A 24,777-nucleotide genomic window follows, 5' to 3' on the forward strand; every position below is an offset into this window, starting at 1 on the left:
CCCCTCCGGGGCGAATTTCCCTGCATGGTGGGTGGATGGCACCATCCGGCAGCCCATTTGAAGATGCATCTCTCGCAACTTGGAGTGGTTGCGAATCTGTTGCATCAGACGAGTCCGCTTCAATAATCGCAGGAGGGAATTCAGGATGCTCTTGCGACGGAAGCGGGCTTTTCCACGGCGACGTTGTTGTCGATTCGCCAGAGGACTCCGGCTTGGCGGATTGAAGGCACCAATTGCCGTCTCAATTCCAAACTCGGCAGCGTGCCGCCCAAAACGACCTTCGATTCTTGGACGGTGATCTTCAACTTGCTCGCATGGCGGCCGAGTGACTCGTGCTCCTGGAACATGCCCTCGATGCGCTGCAGCGTGCGCTGGACCTGACACTCAGACTGGGTCGCTTCCAACAGTTGGCTCATGACTTCGGTGCCCGTGGTGGGATGGAGCGGTGAACGCAGGGTTTTCACCCGTTCAAAATCGACATGACAACTCTGCACCCCAATTGGTGTGCACGACGAGCAAGCGGGCCAGCACAGGATTGAATGCAGAGAATGCTCTCCATAAACGCAATCTTCGTACCAGTTGTTCCGTTTATCCGGCGACTATCTCTGAGTGGGTCGATTGTTCAGCGAAGAGATGTCGCCCGGCAACACCTTGAAAGTCGGCATCGACAGAATCTCCATCGTCTTCAATCGCATCGTGGCGTGGCCCACTTCCAGATTCAGGCCCGGCTTGCCGAGCGCCGTCGTTTGCTGCAATCGAGCCGGACGCGTGGGTGCCCCAAACACGGTGAACAAGTCCTTGGCCGCAGCGTAGCCACAGCGGTCGGCGGTGACCGTGAACGCCGATTTATCGGTCCGAGTTCGAAACAACACCCCGCCCGAGGCCTCGATTTCCCACGCGGTGGTGGTCGTGCCCATGGTGCGTTGCCGAAACGGAACACTGGGATCGACCGCGATTCGCAGGGCATCGCAATCGATGGTGGATTCGCCTTCCGACAACAAATCCATTCGGCTGGCGTCCATCAACGTCTCAAAGTCCGGCAGGTTTTGCTGGGCCACTCGCACGCCTCGACGAAACGTCAACGTTTTGGCCAGCAAGTCGCCTTGCATCGATTCCTGGAAGATCAGGTGCACGCCCATGATCGTCGGCTCGGAGCGTTCTCCCGCTCCCGAGGCCGAAGCATTCGGGTCCTCAATCATGCCGGGGTTCCAAGCCGACGATCGCGAATCCGGTGCACCGTTTGGTGAGCCCGTGGCGTTGCTCGCAGGATGGGAATTGGCAGGCGCATTGCTGGTCAACAAATTGCCGCCTTTCGCGTTCCGCAACCAAGCTCGATAAGAACCTGGGCCCGGCGCGATGATCATTCCCGAGGCACCCTCACTGGTCGAAACCGGAGCGACACCGGCGGCGTTCTGCACGGCTGGGTTGGGATCCGCCCCCGGCACCCACGCGAGGCGAGAGGTTTGCAGATGATGCCGCGACTCATGCACACCATCGCGAGCGAACTGGTCCACGGTCAATTCCACCGGTTGCGATCCGGTTTGCACCAATGCAATTTCGGCGATGCCGGACTTTTTGAAACTGGCGGGTGTTCGCAGGTGGATCGGGTCGGTCAGCGTCCACATCAACTGATCGCCACGCATCTGAATTTCGTTGGTCGATTCGTCTTGGGTGATCACCGTGTCGAGGACCACGCCGCCCGCAAGCGTCGCGACCTTTCCGTCGAACGTCAGTGAACCACCAAAGCGACAACGTGGGGGCCGCGACCACCGCGCCGTCGATTGCGATGGGTTGCGAGAAGCGACCGAAAGCGATGGCAACATGTGCGATGGCAGCACAAACTGCCCCGCATCATTGACCCACACAAAGTTGTCTTCCGGTCGAACTTGGATTTGAGGACCAATGAAATAGCCGTCCCCCATCTGAAGTCGTGCCGGAACGCTGGGCGTGCCAGTCAGTTCCATCACATCGCTGCCACCACCATCCCGAAAACGCAGCTTCTCTCCCGTCAGGGTGGCCAACAAGGTCGCCGGAACGGTGCTCGCACCGCTGTCAGGAATCGGTGTCTTCGCAACGCGAGTTTTCATGGGATGCGTGACTTCGACTCCGCCGGTCACGCTGAGGTCCGTTGCGGTCAAGTCTCCACCGTCCATCGACAACGTCGCCGCCACCATGTCACCACGGATCGTCGCTGGCTGAGACGGGTTTGGATTCGAACGATCACGAACGGCGGTGTTGGACGAATCAGGTTGCCGGACCCAATTGCGGATCGGATCGTCGCTCTCTTGATTCCCTTGTCCGTTCTGGGCTTCTTTTCCATGTTGAAAGAAAAGATGCATGCGATTCGTGCGGGCACGCAACGACGACGAATTGATTTGCACGTTGCCGATTGCTGCCAGGCTTTCCGGCAACCATTTTTGGTCCAAGGAACCCTCCGAGTTTTGAGAATCCCCCAAACGCTTGGGTTTGACATCGGCAACGGGACTCAGGATGCCTTCGACGCGGTCGGCCAAGAAGGATCCGCCATCGGCCAACATCGCCTGCAATTGGCCTTCGCACCAGACCGCGAATTTGACCTGCATTTGATCGGTGGTCGCGATGCCTTGCGGTTCAATTTGCAATCCGTCTTGCCAAGCGAACGAACGCAACGCGGAATCCGCGGCATGGTGAAACACCCGTCCGCTACCTTCGACCGTGATGGTTCCCAATTGCTTGGGCTCGGCCGGATTGAATCGATACCGGATCTGCGACAGAAAGCCTTCCAAGTCGCCACGCTGCAGTCGCACATAGTCTCGGTTGGGATCATTGGCCGCCGCACTGTTTGGCTGAACCGCGCCAGCGACATCGCCGGCCGAAACGGGATCCGCGATCAACCAACCTTCCACCGGATCGAACAGAACCCGGCCGGCGGTCATCCCAAACGCTTGTGACCGAATGTCCATTTGCACGGGAGAACCGGTCGCTTCGACGCGATCGATCCAGTCCAAGGCGTCATCACGCCGCAACTTCGAGTTCAGTGGGTCACGCAGCGTCATCACCAACGAGTCACAACGAAAGCGGTCGATCCAATCTTCTCGCGGTGGCGAAATCTGGTTGGCCGTTTCGATCGCGGACGCGGGCAATCGCATCAGTTCCACGTCTTGATTCAGACTCAATTGATCGAGCGCAAAGTCATACTGAATCATGTTGCCACAACGGACTTCGACCACGCCCTTGCGATCGTCTTGTGACGGGTCGTGTGGGTCATCCAGTGGCAGCGTTAGTTTCTGCAGGTACACCAACTCCATGCGGTCCAAGGTGCCGGTGACGTCGTTGGATCGGCCGGCGGATGCGGCCAAGTGCAAGGTCAGCACACGCCCGATCATCGTGGCCCGTCCGACCTGCATGTGAATGGGGTCGTTGGTCCAAATCGTGCGGCGATCGATGCCGACGTTGGACGTCCGAATGTGCAGCACGGAATCCCCTGCGTCCTTGGGATTCGGAGGCTCGGCGGCGATCCCACGCACCTGGTAGGCCGACGAAGCGATTTCGGCCGCGTCGCCAGTGGGCAGGGTTGATCGCTGGATGATCACTTCGCCGCGAAGTTGACCGCGTTCGATCGAAGGTGCGACACCGCTCATCACATCCAACGGGGCATCGAATTTGATCGAAGCACCCTCGGAGGCGGTGATCAAGATCGGCTCTTTCGAACCATCCTCATTCAGGCCGCGACCGATGACGATCGTGATCGGTTTGAGTTCCCACGTCTGACCGTCTTTTTGGGTGCATTCTTGGCACAGCAGCATCCCGTCGTCTGTTTTCAAACGAATCGTGCGACCGCGTTGCCAATCCGTGTCAGCAAACAAGTCATCCAAGTTGCCATCGCCACCACTCACTTTGGTGGGAGCGACGGGCGCAGCGACGATTTCGGGCGGCGTCAGCCATGCCGCCACGGTGACTTGATAGAGACCGGCCGCTGCCACCAACACACACAGGCCGACCAAGTAGTCGCGCAACTGCGTCAGCATGGAGGGTCTTTCGAAAGGGACGGCCAAGTGTTTCCGGCTCGCATCAGACGTTCGATCAATTCACGAACCGCGCCCGTTCCACCCGGCAAACGCGTGATCCAGTGCGCGGCCTCGCGAGCATCGATGGCGGCGTCGTCCGGTGCAGCGGCCAACCCCACCCGGCGCATCACCGTGATGTCGGGAACATCATCGCCGATGTAGCACACCTCTTCCGGGGTGACCTTCATCACCGACATCATCTCGGTCGCGGATTGCCATTTGTCGCTGGAGTTCTGCACGACATGCTCAATGCCCAATTCCTTGGCCCGACGCGTCAAGGCGTCGCTGTGACGAGCCGTGATGATCCCAAACTGCAGTCCCGCATTCACCCAGGCTTTGATGCCATACCCGTCGCGAACATGAAACGTTTTTGTCTCTGCTCCGGTGGAGTCGTAATACAGTTTCCCATCACTCAACACGCCATCGACGTCCGACAAAATGCATTTGATTTTGCCGGCGATGTCACGATCTGAAATCATGGGATGGCGGGAGGACAAATCAGTCTCCAGAAGTGATGGGGATACAACGAGGCCCATCTTCACCGGATGAGTCGTCTTGATTGGACGAGGTTGAGACAGGGATGGAGGGGGTCATTTGGCGAACATCGCCCGTCGCGACCAAGTCGGTGATGTCGATCACCCCGATGGGGCGTTGATCCGAATCCACCACGGGCAATTCACTGATTTTGCGTTCTGACAGAATCTCAATTGCCCGCGGCAGACGCTCGTCGTCCGCGACACAAATCGGTTGCTTGGTCATGAACTGTTCGATCGGTTCGTCCAAGCTGGTTTCTTGACGCTGTTGCAACAACCGTGCGAGATCACTGTCGGTGAAGATCCCGGCTAGTCGGTCGTTTTCGTCGAGCAACAGAATCGCCCCACTTCGACGTCCGGCACCACCCACCATCATGGCTTGGCGAATGGAGATCGTTCGCGGCGCAACCCGGCATTCGGACAGTGGACGCATGACTTGCCGCACATCGGCCAGCTTTCGTCCCAAGGCACCGCCGGGATGAAAACGAGCGAAATCATCGGGAGTGAACCCGCACAGTCGTGACGCCAAGACCGCGATCGCATCTCCAACAGCCAACATCACCGACGTGGAACTGGTGGGAGCCAACCCATCCGGGCAGGCCTCGCGGTGGCGTCCGATTGGGACGACATGATCCGCCAGCATTGCCAGCGGATTCTCTCGGTCTGCGGTGACGGCGATGATGCCGCAGGCCTGATGTTTCAGGTACTCGACCACGCGAACGACTTCTTCGCTGCGTCCAGAATTCGAAAAGGCGAACACCAAATCCTTGGACTGCACGCGTCCCAAATCACCATGCACGGCTTCGATGGGGTGCAAAAAGTGGGCGGGTGATCCGGTGCTGGCCAACGTTGCGACCAGTTTTTGAGCGATCAAGCCAGCTTTCCCGACCCCGGTCAAAATGATCGATCCTTCGCAGCGACTGATCCAAGCGGCGGCTTCCGCGGCATCGGACGAAGCGATCGCGGCGGCTTTTTGGATGGCGTCGGCTTCTCGCAGCATCGTCTCACGGACCAAACGAATTTGGTCCAACGGCGAAAGCGGCGTCAACGTCGAAATGGACGTGCCGTGATTTGGTTGAGGTTGTGGGGCCACAATCGCGTCCTTGCTCTTGTCGCGGGTCGTCGGTGCCTCGAACGCGGTTTCGGGGCATTCTCAACGCGCGACGATAGCGAAAACGGCGACGGCGTCGCAAGTCGAACCCGCGACGGCGTGAAACACAGAACACCAGTCGCAGGGAACGGGCCCGAACGCGCTTCGATTTCGGCACAAGCTCGCTGGTGTTTCAGTGCTTCCTGCGAGAACCGAGTGCAAATCACAACCCGACGCGTGAGCGAGGGACCACATCGAGTCCTTCGCTCACCGGATTCTGGATTTCGTTGTTGGTTGGCCGATATCCATCACTCTGACGGGCAAGAGTGCCCATCCCACTTGCGTTAAAACGTCGTTGACGCCCAAACCGACAGCCCACAAGCCGCCTGGTTCGCGTACGAGAGGACTCGTCACCTCGTCCACCACGCCAGTCATCAACCAGGCGTTTCTAAGCGGTTGTCGCCGGGGCAACCATGTCCCGAATCAGAGGGCTGTAGCCGGCCAATGGCCCCAAATCCGCGGGTTCCGCGTTTCGTTCCGCCAAGAATGTCTTGTAATACAGTGCGATCATCAACAAATCGGCGTCAATGTCGGGCCGAAACTCAAATCGATCGATCAAAGGAATTGTCAGGTGCCGGGCGATTTCTCGGCGTCGTGCGGGGGTCAAGTAGTGCCGTCGCTCCGCGTAAATGGCCAGCGTCCTGGCCATGCTTCGCGAAATCGCGTAGTCGCCGGGAATGAACGTGGCCAGAGGTGCGACCCGGGGATCATCGATTTTCGCGACCGGCAATTGCCACGTTTTTTCATCGATGATGACCATCGTGCCGCTGGCGATGTCACCCAATCGCTGCATCCGGCGCGTGCTGATCACGCAGATCAGCCCCACCATGCCCGTGGGAATCAAAAACATGGGCGGAATGCTCTCATCCACACTGCTCAGCGCCGCGACGGGCGCCAAATCGGCGATCCGAAGCAGATTGCGAAGCACCGCTCGTTTCCCGTTGATCGGGCACCCATCGACATCAATCACCCGGATGCCGCAGGCCCATTTCCCAACGGTACGGCCATTGAAAAACGCTTCCAGTGCCGCCCCATAAAACCAACTGACCAGAAAGTAGCTGATGATTCCCGCCGCGAGGGCGAAGGAACCAAGGCTTTGCAACCCCGACAGGCCAATGAACAGCAGCAAGAACAACCCGATCGCGGCGATCACCGCGGCTCGCACAAAGACATCAATGATGTAAGCCGGCAGCCGCCGAAATGGACCGGCCAATTGATACTCAAACGCAATGTTCTCCGGCGTGACAACACCGATGGTGGTGTCGAGCGGTCGCTGGGATTCAGCATCGAGTTGATTTTCATCGCGTGGCATGGTGGTGCTACTATATCAAGCTTTCCCCCCTGCATCCCACCTCTGTTGTCGAACGCGAGCACGTTTTGAAATCCCCAGAATCGGAACGCCGAGATCCGCCCACGCACTGGTGGCGGATCCTCACCAACATCGGTCCAGGGCTGATCATCGCTGGTTCGATCGTCGGCAGCGGCGAATTGATCGCGACCACGAAAACCGGTGCCGAAGCCGGGTTCACCCTGCTGTGGCTGATTCTGCTGGGATGCGTGGTCAAAGTTTTCACACAGGTCGAAATGGGGCGATACACGCTGACCAGCGGCAAGACGTCCCTGCAAGCGTTCAACGAACTGCCGGGCCCGCGTCTGGGACGCCATGGCAATTGGCTGGTCTGGGCCTGGGCCGTCATGTGGTTGGCCAGCATCGGTCAACAAGGCGGGATCGTCGGCAGCGTCGGCCAAGCGGTCGCACTCACCATGCCAGCGACCGCTCACGGCGTCTCAGAAAACCAAGTCGCCGACGCGGAGCAGTTGCTGACCTTCGAACGCTACGCGGTCCGATCCGAATCCGAGCGTTCCACCGAGGAAGCCCCCACGCGTCTCCAAGAACTCGACAACCGCGAAGCCGAAGTGGTCGCTTTGCGGTTGGCGCACGAACTGGAACACGGCAAAAACGAACCGCCCGACATCAAACTTTGGGCAACGGTCATCACGATCGCGACCAGCATCCTGTTGTTTGTCGGTCGGTATGGGTTGATTCAAACCTTCAGCACGGTCCTGGTCGGATCGTTCACGTTGCTGACACTGATCAACTTGTTCTTGTTGCAGGGCGAGGTCGATTACCGCGTCACGGCCAGCGAATTCTTCTCCGGATTGAAGGGGGCCCTGCCCGCCTCAGAAAACGGCGGCACAGCGCTGGCGACCGCCTTGGCCACGTTTGGCATCATCGGTGTGGGTGCCGGCGAGTTGATCGCGTACCCGTATTGGTGCCTCGAAAAAGGCTATGCCAAGTTCACCGGCAAAAACGATGGCACACCACAGTGGCGTGAGCGTGCGGCGGGATGGATGCGAGTCATGCAGGTCGACGCCTGGGGATCGATGCTGGTCTACACCTTTGCAACCGTCGCGTTTTACTTGCTCGGCGCCGCGGTGCTGCACCGTGTCGGGTTGAACCCAGAGAAGTCGGATTTGGTCCGAACGCTGGCCGTGATGTATGTGCCTGTGTTCTCCAACTGGGCGGCGGCGTTGTTTCTGTTTGGCGCAATCGCGGTTCTGTACAGCACATTCTTCGTCGCCTGCGCCGGGCACGCACGCGTGTTCTCGGATGCGCTGCGAGTCGTCGGATGGATTGACGACAGCCAGGCGACGCGAGACAAATGGGTCCGCGGTCTCGGTGCGTTCTTCCCGATCATGAGCCTGGGGTTCTACATCGCGTTCCCGTCCCCGGCGAAACTGGTGTTGATCAGCGGCGTCACCCAGGGCGTGGTGTTGCCACTGATCGCTGGGGCGGCCATTTGGTTCCGCTACAAACGATCGGTCGACGGCCTGCGTCCTGGCAAACTGTGGGATGGGATGCTGTGGTTGTCCGGCATCGCGATGCTGATCACCGGCGTCTGGACGATCTTCGCCACCGTGACCTGACACCACGTCGCCGGATTCGCCAAGGATTCGGAACGCACGCGAGCTTGTCAGAATCCGAATTCTGGCGAATCCGGCGACGTTGTTTGTGCACCAAGTAGGCCAGGTCATTACCTGGCACCTCAGCCGATGCTTTGGCACAAAGCGAGGCGTCCCAACGCTCGGTCGGCGAGCGTGAACATGGCCGGCCAATCAGCATCGCCAGGTGGAACCTGGCCTACGGTGAGTTAACCCAACAACTCAGCGGCTTGGTCACACAGCGACGATGCTTCGTCCGCCGTGGGGGCTTCCGCGATCATGCGGACAATCGGTTCGGTGTTGCTGCCGCGGACCAGCAACCAACGATCCGACCATTGCAAACGCATTCCGTCGCCACGGGTTGCTTCCGCGTCGGTGAACTTGGCTTCCAACTTGTCAAAGACCGCCGGCAAACGTTCGGCTGACACACCGGCTTTGCTCTTGTGGATGCTCAACTGCGGAAGCTCGTCGGCCAGTTCGCTCAATGGTTTTCCGGTTCGCGCCAAGAGTGCCAACGTTTGCGCCATGCCAACGAAGCTGTCGCGAACGTAACCCACCGTGGGATCGATCGGACCACCGTTGCCTTCGCCACCGTAAGCGGCCTTCTTCGCGATCATCAAATCGCAAACGTTGGCTTCGCCCACCGCGCTGCGAAACGTCTCGACGCCGTGCTGCTCTGCGATCAACGTGCTCATCGAACTGGTCGCCCCGTTGATCACGATCGGACCTGAGGTGCGACCGGTTTCCATGGCTTGCCGAACACACAACGCCAGCGTGCATTCTTCGCCGATGTAGCGTCCCGTTTCGTCGATCAACGCCAAGCGATCCGCGTCGGGGTCTTGGCAGAACCCCACCACACACTGGCGTCCCGTCACATCCGCGGAAATGCCTTGCAGGTTCTCAGCAGTGGGTTCGGGCGTGTGAGCAAATTCCCCGGTCGGTTCGTGCCCCATCGCTTCGACGGTGCACCCCAACGCTTCGAGCAATCGCACGCCGAGCAGACCGCCCGCACCGTGGTTGCTGTCGATCAGCACGCGAAATTGTTTGGCCTTGATCGCATCGACCTCAACCGTCGCCAGCACTTTCTCGAGGTGCGCGGCGTGGGGATCTTCGACGGAACTGACCTCACCGATCTGGTCGTAGGTGGCCCATTGATTGGTGCCCGCAAAGTAGGCGTCTCGAATTTTGGCTCCGGATTCGGCGTCGAGGACTCGCCCGTCGCCGCCAAACAATTTGATGCCGTTGTATTCCGGTGGGTTGTGGCTGGCCGAGATCGCGATCGCCCCGACGGCTCCCATTTCGCGAACCAGCACGCCGATGGTGGGTGTCGCGGCGACGTCCGCATCAATCACATCGCGTCCGGAGGCCGTCAGTGCGGAAACAATGGCGCTGCGAAGCATCGGTCCCGTCGTGCGTCCATCGCGTCCAATCACGATCTTGCCTTCGGGCATCGATGCCGAGAACGCGGCCGCGAAACGCACGGCGACTTCGGGCGTCAAAGTTTCACCCAAGATGCCACGAAGACCACTGACACTGATAATCAATTCACTCATAGGACACACAAGGAGACTGGATCGAGGAGGTGGAGAGAACAAATCTGAACGGAGATGGAACGCGGTGACGTTGACCAGGAACCGCCCGGCGGCTGGCCTTCTGTCACTGGGTTCAGGGGGAGCATCGTACCAGGGACACGGGAATTCGCGTATATTCCCGCCGAACATTCATTTCCTGCGGCAGCGTCCATTCGCCTTCCGCGCTTCGCGATCGTCATTTCATCACCATGCTCACATGTCTCCAAGGAAGCCGGCTGATCGACCCGTCGGCACCAGGAGCCAAACCGGGTGGCGAGATCGCGGACCTGTGGTGGCGAGACGGTCGCCTCGTCGCGGCACCTGAACCAGGAACGGTCGCGGATCAAATCATCGACGGCAGTGGCTGCATCACGATGGCGGGCGGCATCGATCTGCACACGCACATCGGCGGTGGAAAAGTCACGCTGGCCCGCATGTTGCTAGGCGATCAAATGCCGCCTTGGCGAGAAGCGACAGGCCTCGCTGGAGAAGACGCCGCCTCATGCGAGTTCCTTCCCTCGGCATCCGTGACCGCCTCGCGTTACCTGGACATGGGCTACACGACGTGCTTTGAGCCCGCCGTGATCCCCTGCAACGCCCGATCGGCTCACGCGGAAATGGCCGACGTCCGGGGACTCGACACCGGTGGGTATTGCTTGCTCGGCAACGACGACGTGCTGTTGCGATTGATCGCCGATGAGGAACCTCAAGAGGTCATCAATGCGTATGTGGCTTGGATGGTCCAGGCGACTCGCTGCATCGCGGTGAAGGTCGTCAATCCAGGTGGCATCAACGCGTTCAAGTTCAACGAACGCGAGATGGATGTCGACACGCGGCATCCCCAGTACGGCATCACGCCCGGCCAAATCATTCGCGTGCTTTGCCGAGCCGTGTCCGAGATCGGTCTGCGGCACCCCCTGCACATCCACTGCAGCAACTTGGGCGTGCCTGGCAACATTGAATCCACGTTGGCAACCATCCGAGCCGCCGATGGTTATCCGATTCATTTGACCCACGCTCAATTCCACAGCTACGGCGTCGAAGGACCGTACAAATTTTCTTCTTCAGCAGCGAAGTTGGCCGATGCCCTGAAAGCCAACCCGAACGTGACGCTGGACGTCGGACAGATTCAATTTGGCCAAACGGTCACGATCAGTGCCGATGCCATGCATCAATTCGATCACCGCAAACTCGCGAAACCTCGCAAGTCAGTGTTGCTGGACATCGAATGCGAAGCCGGTTGCGGCGTGGTGCCATTCAAATACGCACGCCGTGAGTTTGTCCACAGCTTGCAATGGGCGATCGGGTTGGAATTGTTCCTGATGGTCGATGACCCATCGCGAGTTTTCTTGACCACCGACCATCCCAACGGCGGTCCGTTCACGGCTTACCCGCACCTGATCGCCTTGCTCACCGATCGTTCGCTACGAGAAACGGCGCTCACTGAAATTCACTCCGACGCCGCGGCGGCCAGTTCACTGGCGGGCATCGACCGAGAATACACACTCGACGACATCGCGGTGATGACACGGTCCGCACCGGCCTCGATCCTGGGACTTTCCGATCGAGGTCGATTGCAGCCGGGATGCATTGCCGATGTGGTTGTGTACGAACACGACACGAACGTCGAAACCATGTTCCGCACCCCGCGGGATGTCTTCAAACAGGGCGTTCGGATTCGTTCACGGGGTCAAAACATGGACGCTGGAGATTCCATCCCACGAGACAACACGTTGGCCGCGTCGGTCGAAGTCGACCCAACCTACGTCCCCAAGTTCCGCGAATTGCATGCTCGCACAGGCACCTACGCGTTGGACCGATTGCAGATTTCCCAAGGTGAGATGGACGACGTGATCGGCACGCGTTTGATCGAAACCAATGGATCGGAGAACCCAAATGGCTGACTCCGCCCAAACATCGAACCGATTTTCGATTGCCGGTGTTGCGATCGAAGACACCTTTGCCGAAGCCTTTGACATGAAGGCCACCCGGTTGATCGTGACGGCGGATGATCGACGTTGGTGCGAGGAATCCGCGACGGCGATGTGCGGGTTTGGAACCAGCGTCATTGCCTGCGGTCTTGAGATCGCGGTGGAACAAACGCTGGCACCCGAGCAGACTCCAGATGGACGCCCCGGCGTCGCGATTTTGGCGTTCGGCATGTCGGGCAAAGATCTCGAAAAGCAAATTCCCCGACGAGCGGGCCAGTGCGTTTTGACTTGCCCCACAACCGCTTTGTACGGTGGCATCCCAGGCGGCCGTGAGGTGCATCCCAAACGAGTCCCGATCGGGAAGTCACTGCGATACTTTGGCGACGGGAACCAAATCAGCAAGCAGATTCAGCACTTGGATGCGGATGGCAAATCGCGTCCGGTGCGGTACTGGCGGATTCCCGTGATGGACGGAGAATTTGTTTGCCAGCACGACGTTGGCCGGGTGGATGCCATCGGCGGCGGCAACTTCATCCTGGTCGGACGAAGCATGCAGTCTGTGACGATCGCCAGTCGTGCTGCGATCGATGCGATGCGAGAGTTGCCCGGCATCATCACACCCTTTCCCGGCGGAACGACTCGCAGCGGTTCCAAAGTCGGATCGAAATACGCCGCGTTGTTTGCATCCAGCAACGACGCGTTCTGCCCCGCACTTCGAGAAATCACACCGTCGGCACTCCCCCCCGAAGCCAATGCGGCGATCGAAGTCGTGATTGATGGGATGTCGTTTGATGAGATCGCAGAATCCATGCGAGTCGGCATCGCTGCCGCTTGCCAAGCCGGTGCTGCCGAAGGATTGATAAGCGTGTCGGCGGGCAACTATGGTGGCAAACTGGGCCGACACCATTTCAAACTGCACGAATTGTTTCGCGACCAATCGCCGTCCTCTGATTCGGAGGCCGGACAATGAGCCAAATCACATTGCGACTGCGATCCGTGTTGCGTGCGCCACTGGATGCGTCGCGAATTCGGCTGGATGAATGGGTTCAACTCTCGGCCAGTGAGATCGAACGGTTCGAGTTGCCGTCTCGATCCGGTCCGATCGCGATCGGTGAGCTGTTTGAGGTCTCCCTGCAATCTGATGTCTCGATGCCACGATTGGTCATCGATGGGTGTTTGCGACACGTTTCAGGAATGGGTTTCCAACACAAACTGGGCGAGATCATTTGCCAGTCCGACGTGGGCGATCATGCGGGAAGCTGCATGCTGGGCGGTCGCATCGTGGTGCATGGCAACGCGGGGCACCACCTCGGTTCGCCGCGAGGCGCCCGCAATGTTGGCATGAACGGTGGCCAACTGATCGTGCGAGGTTCCGCCGGCGATGACGCGGGCCAGCGGATGCGTCGCGGTGAGATTTGGATCGATGGCGATGCGGGGCAACGTCTGGCCACGTGGCAGGTGGCTGGCACGATTGGCGTGGCTGGAAAATGTGGCTCCAACATTGCCTATGGAATGCGTCGTGGAACGTTGATCTTTGGCCAGCAACCAACACTCGATGCAAATCGATTTTCAACACCGATTCCACTTCGGTCGGCGTTTGTTGGGTTGCTCGGTCGAAGCAGTGGTGCCAGTTGGCTGACGCCTGAATCCTTGCGATCACTCCGTGTCTGCCGGGGCGACCGTCACATCGACGGTCGCGGCGAAATTTGGATGCCGTAGAAGGCGAGTCCGGTGGAACCGGATCGACGTTGGCTCGATGGTCGAATCAGACTTCGGCCAATTCATCGGATTCTTCTTCGCTCCAGCTCTCTTCGCCTTCGATTTCGTCGTTCAGGCCCAACTCTTCGAACTGATCGTCCGACAGTTTGACGTAGTTCAACGAACGCAACACTTCCAAGACTTCGCTGCACGTTGGGAACATCCGCCCCGAGTCACGCTTGTAGTCGTCCATCGCCTTCATGAACTCGACTTCTTGGTCGCTGTAGTCGCGTTCGCAAGTGGTCGGGTCAATGTGACGACGGCGTTGTTTCTTTCGACGTGGCTGATCCATCATCCCCGCATCGCTTGCATCGGCATTGCCGTCGCGGCGTTCGTTGCGACGACGATCGATGGTCACGACTTCGTCACTCACTTTGCTACCTTTGGTTTTGCTGGCGGTCGAAGTCTTGGACGATGATTTGACAGTCGTTGGCATGGGTTTCCTCGTGCAATAAGAAACGGTGCGAAGAGTTGGGACGTGGACGATTTGTCCCATCCCTCAAAGATCGAGAAGCGTGTGACCGAGAGTTCTTGGCCGTACAATGAGTAGCACGCGGGTTAGGCCAGGGCTGAGCTTTCCGGCGAGTTTGCCGACCAGGCAAGCAGAAAGGGCAAGAAGCCTCGCCGGTTATGCGGGTTATCCGGCCTGCAGTCCGTCGCTCTCAACTTTTCTCTAGGAATTGACTTCAGAATGCGGCAAGGCAGTCTCTCGACTCGTCACCTGGCCGAACTTCCCAGCCGCCAACCGCTGACCATGTTTGCGGCAACGGGATTGGGCGGGCTGTTGCTCGACCGCGTTTTTCCTCAGTCCATGCAGTTCTGGCTGGGCACAATGTGCGCGATGGTGTTGGTCTGGTGGATCGCCTGGGTTGCCGCCCCCCAGCTTTCCAACTCGCTTCGCATCCGCACAGAAGTTCTCACCCGCCTTCGAACTGCGTGCTGGTTTGGATTCATCTTGTTTGCTTTCGCGGGCCGGCACGCCCTGGATGAATGGCAGTACGCTTCCGCGACCATTCGGGAAGTTTTGTCGAGCGAAGAAGAACCAACCGTCATGGTTGCTGTGATCGACGAACCGGTCCGCTTGCAACGCGATGCTCTGGAGAACACCGTCGCGCGGACGTCCGATGTCGTAGGCATGGGTTCCGGCCCCAACGGCCACCACAACATGCAGTACCAAACTCGATTGGTCGTTCGCGTGGTGACCATGCGACGAGGGACCCAACCTGTTCCAATCACCGGCCGCGTGATGGTCATGGTCGATGCAGAACGACAGGACCTGCGACCGGGCGATACGGTCAAGCTGTACGGTCGCATCGCAGCGATTCCGCCGCCCAGCAACCCGGGTGAAACCGACCAACGGATCGCAGCACGTCGACAAAACATCCATGCTCGCATGCGTGTGGGCTCGGCTGCTCAGGTCGAACAGCTACCGAACGCAGGGGACGCAAACGGGCATTTTTCCTGGGATGTCTGGCTCCAGCGTTGGTTGGCCGATCGAGCCGCCTCGGCTCGAGACACCATCCTGAATCAGATCGAACCATCGCAGCGTGGACTGGCGCTCGCGTTGACGCTGGGGCAACGCGATTTCCTGGACCGAACCACCAATGAACGCTTGCTCGTGACGGGCACCGCACACCTGTTGTCCGTCAGCGGATTGCATTTGGGCATCATCGTCCTGTTGACGGGAGCGGTGGCGGGACTGCTGCGATTGCCACTCTCCGGTTCGGTCACCTTGATCGTGATCGTGATGCTGTTCTATGTGGCCATCACCGGTGCTCGACCTCCGGTGACCCGAGCCGCCATTTTGTTGTCGACGGTCATTCTGGCCAGGTTGCTTGCTCGTCCCCACCACCCGCTGAATTCACTGTCGTTGGCGGCCATCATTCTGATGATCTGGATGCCAGCCGAGATCTTTGGCATCGGCGTGCAATTGTCCTTTTTGGCCGTCGCCACCCTGTTGCTTTGCGGACGCCCCTTTTCCAATGCACTGACACCGGCGGCAGAAACGATTCGCGTGGAAGAACGCTTCGACGAACTGGCCCAGCAATCTCAAGCGGCGTGGCGAAGAGTCCTGTCATTCATCGCCTCATGGACCGGCCGAGTGCTGTGGTACAGCGGGGCGGTCACGTTGATGGCTCTGCCTTTGGTGTGGTCGCAGTTCCATGTCGTCTCGCCGATCAGCGTCATCGTCAACGTGATGCTGTCGCCGCTGATGGCGCTCGCGTTGTCCGCCGGAGTTCTGACGATCTTGGCTGGCTGGTCGCTTTCCTCGCTGGCTTGGATTCCCGGTGGGATCTGCGGGAAGCTGCTTTCGATCATGCAGTGGGTGATCGATTCAGCGGCCAATCTCCCCGGTGGTCACTTTTGGCTTCCGTCCCCACCGACGTCCTGGGTTGTCACGTTCTACTTGGGATTGGTTGCCTGGGCGGCAATCCGGCCGATGGTCACGTCCCGAGGCATTCGCCGCCGAGTCATCGAAGCCGGTTTGTTGGTCGGGTGGATTGGGATCGCGTTGGCGCTGGCGACCTCTCCGGCGGAACTCCCCAACCAAACCTTGGAAGCAACTTTCGTGGACGTGGGACATGGCACCGCAACGATCCTTCGCCCCAACCGTCAAGAGATCTGGCTTTACGATTGTGGCTGGATGGGCAACGCCAACGCGACCAGCCGAAACATCGAGGACGCGCTGTGGTCGCTGGGAGCCACCCACATCGATGGGATTTTTCTGTCGCACGCGGACACCGATCACTACAACGCGTTGCCGGGATTGGCCGAGCGATTCTCCATTGGCATGGTCCTCGTTCCGCCCGGCTTTTTTGAGGGCGACGGCACTGCCTTGGCCAGGGCCTCCGAAACAATCCGCCGCCACCAAATTCCGGTGCAAGAAGTCAGCCGCGGTCAACGAATTCGACGTGGCCAACCGAGCTGGCTGGATCAGTTGGAAGTGCTGCACCCACCCCGAGAACGAATCGACGCCAACGACAACGCGAATTCTTTGGTGCTGCGAATTGACTGGGGCGAACGCGTGCTGTTGTTGCCCGGTGATTTGGAGCCCCCCGGAACCGCGGTGCTGACCAACACACCTCGCCCACCGCCCGGAGGGGTGATGATGGCACCACATCATGGCAGTCTGCGGATGGATGCCGAGGCGGTTCTTCAATGGGCACGGCCATTGGAAACGGTCGTCAGCGGTGGACAGAGGGCCGCCAAACCCGAGGTCACCGCTATGCTGTCCGCAGCGGGAGGCGGTGTGCACGTGACCTCCCGTGAAGGAGCCATCCGGGTTCGAATGGGCCCCGAAAGCGCTCTCCAAATCCGGGCATTCCTGCAACAACCCTGGTGAGCGATCCCTCTCCAGGCTGACAATTTTTCAGGTCGGTGTAGGATACAGTCACCATGGAACTATTGCGTCAAATCTCAGTCACTTGTTTCTCCGCCAGCTACCTCGTGGTGCTGGTCCTGGAAGCGCTGCGTTTTCTGGGCCGGGTCCCGGGTCGTGGCCTGGCCGTCGTGGTGATGATGGGGCTGGGTATTTTCACCCACGTCACCTACCTGACTCTGCGAGCCGCTTCGATCAGCAACGAAGCGAACATCGGTCGCCTGGCAACCTGGACGGACTGGTCACTGATGGTCGCATTGGGACTGGCCATCGCCTTCTTTGCATTCTATTTGAGACGGCCGGACACAGTCATCGGGCTGTTTTTCCTGCCAGCCATTCTGGCGATGATTGCGCTTTCCCGAGCGGTCAGCAACCTGCCCGCGTTCGAGCGAAATGAAGCGGTGGAGGTGTGGCGTGGCGTCCACGGGGTCTCCATGATGCTGGGTTCGGCTGCCGTGTTGGTCGGCTTTTTGGCCGGGGCGATGTACCTGGTCCAGTCATGGCGTCTGAAACGCAAGCAAGCCGGTTCGTCATTGAGGTTGCCGACACTGGAAACACTGCAAAACCTCAATCGAAGCTGCTTGGTCATCAGCACCGCTTCGGTTGGTGTGGGGCTGGTCTCCGGCGTGGTCATGAACTGGAACCGACTCGGCATGATCCCCTGGACCGACGGCGGAATCATCCTCTCAGGCGTGCTGTTCCTGTGGTTGGTGACCGCCACGGTGGTCGAGTACATCTACGCTCCCGCCAGTCGCGGTCGCAAAATCGCCTACCTGACCCTGGCCAGCTTCGGATTCTTGGTGCTCGCCATGACCGGGGTGCTTTCCAGTTCTCACGGTGCCGACCAATCCAACGCCCCCGTCCAACCATCCAAGCAAGACGTCGACGCCAGCAGTGAGTCACTCGACAACGAAGCGGCAATGGAAACGATTGTGCCGCGAGGCCAGTCATGACGCTGAAGATGATCGGGTGCAGCCACCACGACGCTGCCGTTGAAATTCGCGAACAGCTGTCATTCACCGAAGGCGAGATCAGTCGCACCTTCGAAATGTTTGGGCAACGCTTCGCGGGTGCAGAATTGGTTTTGCTCAGCACCTGCAACCGAGTCGAACTGTACGCCTCCGGCAGCAATCCCTCCGTCTTGCAGGCCGATGATTTGATCGACTTGGTCGCTGATTGTTTGAACCAATCGCGTGACTTTGTTGCCAATCACATGATCCTTCGGGAAGGCCGTGAAGCTGTCGAACACCTGTTCTTGGTCGCCGCCAGCTTGGACAGCATGGTCGTCGGAGAAGCTCAGATTTTATCCCAGGTCAAACAGTCCTACGACTTGGCCAACGACGCCGATCGCACCGGCCCGATCACCCATGGGGTGTTCCAAGCCGCCAACCGAACCGCCAAACGCGTTCAAACCGAAACCAGCATCCATCGTCGTCGCCTGAGTGTCCCCAGTGTCGCGATCGGGGAAGTGGTCCCCGAAGTCTTCAACCGCCTGCAAGGCAAACGCGTGGTGCTGTGCGGTGCCGGGGAGATGGCCGAGGAAACACTTCGGTACCTCAAGAACGGCGGCGCGGACAATTTGTGCGTCGTCAACCGAAGCCTCGATCGAGCTCAAAAGCTGGCCGAGGAGTTTGGTGCCGAAGCCGAGTTGATGGAGAACTTGTCCGACCAAATCGTTCGCGCCGATCTGCTGATTGGAACCACCTCGGCCGAGGAGCCCATCGTCGACGCCCCCACCTTCGCGGCCCTGAACGCCAAACGAGAAGGCCGCATCATGCTGGTTCTCGACTTGGCTGTGCCGCGAGATTTTGATCCGATCATTGGCGACGAACCCGGCGTGTACCTGTATCAGATCGACGACCTGCAAGCCGCTTGCAATCGCAACCGTCGGGAACGCGAAAAACAGTGGCCCAAGGCGAAAAAGATCATCGATGAAGAAGTCGATGGCTTCTTTCAATCGTTGCAACAGCGGTCGACCGGGCCAGTCATTCGCCGGCTTCGTGAACGAGCCGACAAAGTCAAAGCCGAAGAACTGCAGCGACTGTTCGGAAAACTCAATGGTTCCACCGACACCGCAATGCAAAAAGAGATCGAAAAATCGTTCGATCGACTGACCAACAAATTGCTGCACCCGCCCATGGCATCGCTGCGAGATGACGCCGCCGACGGTCACTCACGAGGTTTGCTGGAGGCATTGCGACACCTGTTCAATCTCGGTGAAGATTCATAGAGATCGCTCAACAACGATCCCGTCGGACACCGCTTCCATCGGGCGAAAAACTATTGCCCCTTTGATTTCGCCAGCCAACATCGACACATTCCTCCGGTTAAACTGCCGGTCCTTGGTGTCTCCTTCCTAACCAACCTACCTTCCTGGACCCACCTCATGAGCTCAACCGTGAACCGCGTTCTTTGCTTTCTGACTCTCGTCGCCGCCGTCGCGGTTTCGCCCGCCAATGCCCAAGACAGTGAGAAGGTTGCATTGGCCAAAACCATGCAGGGTGCGAAAACCGTCACTTTGTTCGATGGCAAAACCCTCGACGGATGGCGTGGACGCGACGACCTGTGGTCGGTCGACGAAGGAGCCATCCACGGGCAAACCACCGACGAAGCACCGATCAAGCAAAACACGTTTTTGATTCTCGATCGCCCAGTCAAAGGCAGCTTTGAGCTGACACTGCAATTCAAGATGATTGGCGGCAACTCGGGCATCCAGTACCGCAGCAAGGTGCTCGACGAAGAGAAATTCATCGTCGGCGGTTACCAAGCCGACATCGATGCGACCAACCGTTTCGCGGGAATCTTGTACGAAGAGAAAGGTCGCGGAATCCTGGCCACTCGCGGACAACAAACCACCATCTGGGCGACTGGCGAAAAGACGACCGAACAATTCGCGACCGCCGAAGAACTCGCCAACAGCATCCACCTCGGCGAATGGAATGACTACCGAATCTTGGTTCGTGACAACCAACTTGAGCAGTTCATCAACGAAACGTTGATGATCCGCGTGGTCGATCAACAACCGGGTAAAAAGGCCGACTCCGGTGTCATCGCATTGCAATTGCACCAAGGCCCCGCGATGAAAGTTTGGTTCAAGAACATCCAAATTCGCGAATGGAAGTGAACCCGCGACGCAAGTGCATCATCAGCCTCGACTTTGGGGGTCTGACGGACTTCCAAGTCCGCTAAAAGTCGTCGGCACCGACGGAATCGGAAGTCCGTCGTACGGTCACCCAACCCAAGAATCGTGTGTGGAAGAGGGACTGACCCCATTTCCAACACGCTACCATGTGACTGGAGCGTGACCATGACCCAATCTTTATGGCCCTCGGGCGACAACACAGAAGTGCTGCTTCAAGCCGCACGCCAGGGCGATCCCGAAGCCGTCAACCAATTGCTCGACCGACACCGCGGCCCCATCCGTCGCCTGGTGGAGGTCCGCTTGGACCGAAAAGTCCAACGCCGCGTGGACGTCAGCGATGTTGTCCAGGAGGTTTTGGTCGAAGCCAGTGGTCGGCTTCAGAAGTACCTGGACGATCCCGTGATGGCGTTCCATTTGTGGCTCCGGCAGATTGCTTGGGACCACATCATCGACACCTACCGTCGGCACCGTGTCAGCGCCAAACGCAACATGGACCGCGAGCAACCGATCGCGGGCGGTGGGCGGGTGGATGAATCGTCTGTGAATTTGGCGATCCAGTTGTGCGACCCTGCGATGACGCCCGCCGCCGTCGCGACCCAGCGAGAAATTGCTGCTCAGGTGGAGGCCGCCATTCAAAAGTTGGACGAGGGCGACCGCGAAGTGATTCTGATGCGTCACTACGAGCACCTTTCCAACCTCGAGATCGCTGAAGTCCTCGACCTCAACCCGCCCGCCGCCAGCATGCGTTACTTGCGGGCCGTTCGTCGATTGAAAGCGGTGCTTGAAGAAGACAAAGAAAACTTCGGCGTCGACACTGACTCGCAGGGTTGAGGCAGCGATGACCTCGCAATCTGACCGGCCCAGGCCCGACCCGCCCCGGCCTCACTCAGCGCCCAGCGATGCTGCTCGTGCGGTGCAGGCATCGTCGCCTGAGAACGCTGAATCGCACGACCAATACCTTGCCAACGTGTTGGCGGAATTGACCGACCAAGTCTGCCAGGGCCGGCCCGTCGATTTCAATGCGACCTGTTCTCAACATCCAACGCTCGCCAAAGATCTGCGAGAGCTGTGGGGCGCGGTCTTGGTGACCGACACGGCCGGAGTCGCCCACGACGAACTCCCCGCAGAACGCCCGCAAGAAATGCCAGCCGACGACTCCTCGAACCGCTGGCGCAGCCTTCGTTTGCCCACCACCATCGGTGACTTTGATCTGTTGGAAGAAGTTGGTCGTGGCGGCATGGGCGTCGTCTTTGCGCCCGCCAACGATCACTCGATCGAGAAGTCGCGATCAAGATGATCCTTCGCGGTCGCTTGGCCAGCGACGCTGACCTGCAACGGTTCATGGCGGAAGCCGCCGCAACCGCATCGCTGGATCACCCCAGCATCGTGCCGGTGTACGAAGTCGGCGACATTGAGGGACGGCCGTTCTTCAGCATGCAGTTCATCGAAGGGCAAACACTGTCCCAACGAGTCGCCTCCGGTCCGATGGCCCCTCGCGAGGCAGCCCGCATGGTTGCGCAAATCGCTCGCGCCGTCGCGGTGGCTCATGAAGCCGGCATCCTGCACCGCGACATCAAACCCGGCAACATCCTGATCGCCGACGACGAACGTCCGATGATCACGGATTTTGGGTTGGCCAAACAAGTCGGCGCCAAGATGGACCTGACACGCACCGGGATGCTGGTCGGAACTCCCGCGTACATGTCACCGGAACAAGCTGGCGGTCGTCGCGGCGACATCGGCCCCGCCAGCGATGTGTATTCACTCGGCTGTGTGCTGTATTTCGCATTGACCGGACGCGCCCCCTTCGTCGCAGAATCGCCGATGGAACTGGTGATGTTGGTCACCGAGCAAGACCCCACGCCACCACGGGCGTTGCGTCCAAGTTTGGACCGGGACCTGGAGATGATCACCATTCGGTGCCTGCAAAAACCAGCTGATCTGCGATACCCGACCGCGGAAGCACTCGCCAAAGACATCGAAGCCTACCTCGCCGACGAACGAGTTGATGCTCGCAGTGGTCACTTCAACCAAGTCCTCGCGCGTGTCTTTCGTGAAACGCATCATGCGGCCGTGCTCGAAAAATGGGGCCTGCTTTGGATGTGGCATTCGCTGGTGCTGTTGGTCGCCAGTCTGATGACTTGGCAAATGGCGTTGGCGGGAATCAATGAGCGTTGGATCTACATTGCCGTGTGGGTGATCGGGCTGAGTGCCTGGGCCGCTGTGTTTTGGAAACTTCGTCAACGCATGGGTCCGGTCACCTTCATTGAACGACAAGTCGCTCATGTGTGGGGAGCCAGCCTGATCGCGACCGCCTTGCTGTTCCCGCTGGAATGGTGGATCGGACTGGAACCATTGCGATTGGCACCGATGCTGGGCGTGATCACCGCAATGGTCTTCTTGATCAAAGCCGGGATGCTGAGCGGAGCGTTCTACATCCAAACGGTCCTCTTGCTGGCGACGTCCGTGGCAATGGCGGTGTTCCCCTCCGCGGCGCACCTGATCTTTGGCATCGTCGCCGCGGGATGTTTTTTCGTCCCCGGCTACAAGTACGAACGCCAACGATCCCTCCTCGAGCAACGCTGAGCCAATCAAAGAAACCGTCGTCGGATTCGCCAAGAATTCGGACGGCTGTTGAATCATCCTGCTGACGCAGCAGGTTATGAATGGAGCTCGGAGTCCAGGTACCACCTGGAAACCCAGCCGATGCTTTGGAACAAAGCGAGACGTCAACAACACGATCCATTGCAAGCTTCCGACGGAGCAGTCAATCACGATCGCCAGGTAGAACCTGGCCTACGGTATCCGGCTACGTCAGTTTGGTTCGATCCGCTTGCCTCGGCACCACCCAACACGCGACGGCAACAGCCAACATGGGAATGACCGGCGAACGCATCCTGGGGTTGCTCCAGTACACACTGTGCACCGCGGTCAGGGTGAGGATCAGCGCGAACACAGGCCAAGCGTTGGATCGCCGCCACGAGCGCCAATGCTTGCCAATTCCCCCCACAGCCAAGAACAACAAACCGGTTTGATACAACCCGATCACCAGCACAACCAGCATCGATCGATCGGACGTGCGAGCAGGAAACGGATGCCAGAGTCTCGCTCCTCTCACCACACATGACCACCCAAACATCGCGGGTCGATTCGAGATAGTAGACTTGGCCATCTCATACGCCACGCGATCATCCGAGACCTCATCGACACCTCTTTCACGAGCTTCGTACGCCGCGAAAAACTCCGTCGGGTCCCACGGCGTTCGATCCCATGGCAGCCAACCACCCGAGGACTCGCCCAGGGAGTCATAAAACGAATTGTTGTTGGCCAGCAGCAACGTGTAGCCACCATGCGTGGTCGCCCAAACCGGATGCCCAAGCTGCGAAACGTTCCGCAACGTCCACAGGCCAACGGTCGCAAAGAGAAGCATCCCCACGACGCCAACACGCGCCGCTCGCCGGACCCGGCAAGTGGGACCAATGAAGAACAACGCGGGAATCAGCATCGCCGCCCAGACCAAGAAGGTTGGCCGACACAAAACGGTCAGCGAAAGCAAACCACCGAACACCACCGCGTTGGCCAGGGACCACAAAGACGATCGATCACATCCGTGGGCGTGCGTGCCAGCGTTCAAGGGGACATCCGCGGACCTGGGATTCAGTTTCGCCACCCACCACCACCAAACCAACGTTGTCAGTGCCGTGGCAATGGCTTCTGTCATCACCAGCGTCGATTGCCACAGCAACATCGGATCAACCGTCACGAGCGCCGCAGCAATCCAGGCCGCTCGATCGGACCACCACCGGCGAGCGATGTCCCACGTCAAACCGACTGTCAGCACGCCCAAGTACACATGCAACACGGCGACCCAAGCAGACGCCAGATGGCCATCCGCATTCACAAAGAACGAAAGCAACCACGGGTACAGTGGCGGACGAAACGCAGTCGGCGTCGCCACCCCACCCTCCCCCATCAAACCAAAGGTGCCGGTTTGGGCCAGCGTTTCTGCGATCACCCGATAGGCATCTGGATCCGCGTCCAGGGAATCCAGCTTGGCGAGCACGATCGACCCTCGCACCAAGAATGCGAGGGCGACCCCGACGAGTAGACACGAGGACGTGCGGTTCACTTGCATCTCAGTTTCCAGTGTTTCCTAAACTTCACCTTCCGTCTGGACGTTGGTATCGAAACAAGTCCGCACAATCACATCCCCCGCCCTCCGGGACGTCGGTTGAATGATTGACGGTTTTCTTCCCTGTTTCCTTGTTCCCAGGCTCTGCCCGGGAACACACTGTCTTGGAGGCTCCGCCTCCCGATTCTGTCT

The 24,777-nt window shown here is 59.1% G+C and carries 17 protein-coding genes and 1 pseudogene; 10 read left to right on the plus strand and 8 right to left on the minus strand.

Annotation, left to right across the window (positions count from 1 at the left end; all coding sequences use genetic code 11):
* Positions 1 to 140: 140 nt before the first annotated feature.
* The 5 genes from UH5x_RS16395 to UH5x_RS16415 form a co-directional block, all read right to left on the minus strand.
* Positions 141 to 464: a hypothetical protein gene (locus tag UH5x_RS16395; protein ID WP_236696786.1), complete on the minus strand. Its 324-nt coding sequence runs from the start codon at positions 462 to 464 to the stop codon at positions 141 to 143.
* A gap of 135 nt (positions 465 to 599) precedes the next feature.
* Entirely contained in the window at positions 600 to 4,007 is a 3,408-nt protein-coding gene (locus UH5x_RS16400) for a hypothetical protein (protein ID WP_482633049.1), read from the minus strand.
* Positions 4,001 to 4,525, minus strand: coding sequence for a KdsC family phosphatase (locus UH5x_RS16405; protein WP_482636008.1), 525 nt, complete (start codon positions 4,523 to 4,525; stop codon positions 4,001 to 4,003). The genes UH5x_RS16400 and UH5x_RS16405 overlap by 7 nt, the downstream gene beginning before the upstream one ends.
* Positions 4,526 to 4,544: 19 nt before the next feature.
* Positions 4,545 to 5,672, minus strand: a complete 1,128-nt coding sequence (locus UH5x_RS16410) for a KpsF/GutQ family sugar-phosphate isomerase (RefSeq protein WP_482633050.1) — start codon at positions 5,670 to 5,672, stop codon at positions 4,545 to 4,547.
* A gap of 445 nt (positions 5,673 to 6,117) precedes the next feature.
* A complete protein-coding gene (locus UH5x_RS16415) occupies positions 6,118 to 7,041 on the minus strand; it encodes an RDD family protein (RefSeq protein ID WP_047817573.1) in 924 nt (307 codons plus the stop codon).
* On the opposite strand from UH5x_RS16415, the gene UH5x_RS16420 reads away from it, so the two are divergent.
* Positions 7,035 to 8,657 (plus strand): Nramp family divalent metal transporter, encoded by a 1,623-nt coding sequence (locus UH5x_RS16420; RefSeq protein WP_482633051.1) that lies wholly within the window; start codon positions 7,035 to 7,037, stop codon positions 8,655 to 8,657. The genes UH5x_RS16415 and UH5x_RS16420 overlap by 7 nt on opposite strands.
* Before the next feature lie 224 nt (positions 8,658 to 8,881).
* Here the strand turns inward: UH5x_RS16420 and glmM are convergent, their stop codons facing one another.
* On the minus strand, positions 8,882 to 10,225 hold the full coding sequence (gene glmM, locus UH5x_RS16425; protein ID WP_482633052.1) for a phosphoglucosamine mutase: 1,344 nt from the start codon (positions 10,223 to 10,225) through the stop codon (positions 8,882 to 8,884).
* A gap of 227 nt (positions 10,226 to 10,452) precedes the next feature.
* Here glmM and UH5x_RS16430 point away from each other — a divergent pair, with 227 nt between their 5' ends.
* The 3 genes from UH5x_RS16430 to UH5x_RS16440 are packed head-to-tail and all read left to right on the plus strand — an operon-like array spanning position 10,453 to position 13,893.
* Positions 10,453 to 12,147, plus strand: a complete 1,695-nt coding sequence (locus UH5x_RS16430; RefSeq protein WP_482633053.1) for a formylmethanofuran dehydrogenase subunit A — start codon at positions 10,453 to 10,455, stop codon at positions 12,145 to 12,147.
* Positions 12,140 to 13,144: a formylmethanofuran--tetrahydromethanopterin N-formyltransferase gene (gene fhcD / locus UH5x_RS16435; protein ID WP_482633054.1), complete on the plus strand. Its 1,005-nt coding sequence runs from the start codon at positions 12,140 to 12,142 to the stop codon at positions 13,142 to 13,144. Before UH5x_RS16430 ends, fhcD begins: the two co-directional genes overlap by 8 nt.
* Positions 13,141 to 13,893 (plus strand): formylmethanofuran dehydrogenase subunit C, encoded by a 753-nt coding sequence (locus UH5x_RS16440; protein WP_482633055.1) that lies wholly within the window; start codon positions 13,141 to 13,143, stop codon positions 13,891 to 13,893. The genes fhcD and UH5x_RS16440 overlap by 4 nt, the downstream gene beginning before the upstream one ends.
* Positions 13,894 to 13,939: 46 nt before the next feature.
* On the opposite strand, the gene UH5x_RS16445 is transcribed toward UH5x_RS16440, so the two are convergent.
* On the minus strand, positions 13,940 to 14,368 hold the full coding sequence (locus tag UH5x_RS16445) for a hypothetical protein (RefSeq protein ID WP_201778970.1): 429 nt from the start codon (positions 14,366 to 14,368) through the stop codon (positions 13,940 to 13,942).
* Positions 14,369 to 14,623: 255 nt separating this feature from the next.
* On the opposite strand from UH5x_RS16445, the gene UH5x_RS16450 reads away from it, so the two are divergent.
* The 6 genes and pseudogenes from UH5x_RS16450 (at position 14,624) to UH5x_RS16475 (ending at position 23,039) form a co-directional block, all read left to right on the plus strand.
* Positions 14,624 to 17,275, plus strand: coding sequence for a ComEC/Rec2 family competence protein (locus tag UH5x_RS16450; protein ID WP_482633056.1), 2,652 nt, complete (start codon positions 14,624 to 14,626; stop codon positions 17,273 to 17,275).
* Positions 17,276 to 17,328: 53 nt separating this feature from the next.
* A complete protein-coding gene (locus UH5x_RS16455) occupies positions 17,329 to 18,264 on the plus strand; it encodes a cytochrome c assembly protein (protein WP_047817566.1) in 936 nt (311 codons plus the stop codon).
* Complete coding sequence (gene hemA, locus UH5x_RS16460; RefSeq protein WP_047817565.1) at positions 18,261 to 19,541, plus strand: glutamyl-tRNA reductase; 1,281 nt, start codon at positions 18,261 to 18,263, stop codon at positions 19,539 to 19,541. Before UH5x_RS16455 ends, hemA begins: the two co-directional genes overlap by 4 nt.
* A 168-nt stretch (positions 19,542 to 19,709) precedes the next feature.
* Positions 19,710 to 20,435 carry a 3-keto-disaccharide hydrolase gene (locus tag UH5x_RS16465; RefSeq protein WP_047817610.1) on the plus strand — a complete coding sequence of 242 codons (726 nt, stop codon included), beginning with the start codon at positions 19,710 to 19,712 and terminating at the stop codon, positions 20,433 to 20,435.
* Positions 20,436 to 20,618: 183 nt separating this feature from the next.
* Entirely contained in the window at positions 20,619 to 21,284 is a 666-nt protein-coding gene (locus tag UH5x_RS16470; protein ID WP_047817564.1) for a sigma-70 family RNA polymerase sigma factor, read from the plus strand.
* A gap of 82 nt (positions 21,285 to 21,366) precedes the next feature.
* A pseudogene (locus UH5x_RS16475) lies at positions 21,367 to 23,039 on the plus strand (serine/threonine-protein kinase).
* Between the two features lie 223 nt (positions 23,040 to 23,262).
* Here UH5x_RS16475 and UH5x_RS16480 read toward each other — a convergent pair.
* The gene (locus tag UH5x_RS16480; protein WP_482633057.1) at positions 23,263 to 24,588 is read right to left on the minus strand and encodes an ArnT family glycosyltransferase; all 1,326 of its coding nucleotides are present in this window, start codon (positions 24,586 to 24,588) and stop codon (positions 23,263 to 23,265) included.
* Positions 24,589 to 24,777: the final 189 nt, after the last annotated feature.

Source organism: Rhodopirellula sp. UH5, from assembly GCF_056839225.1.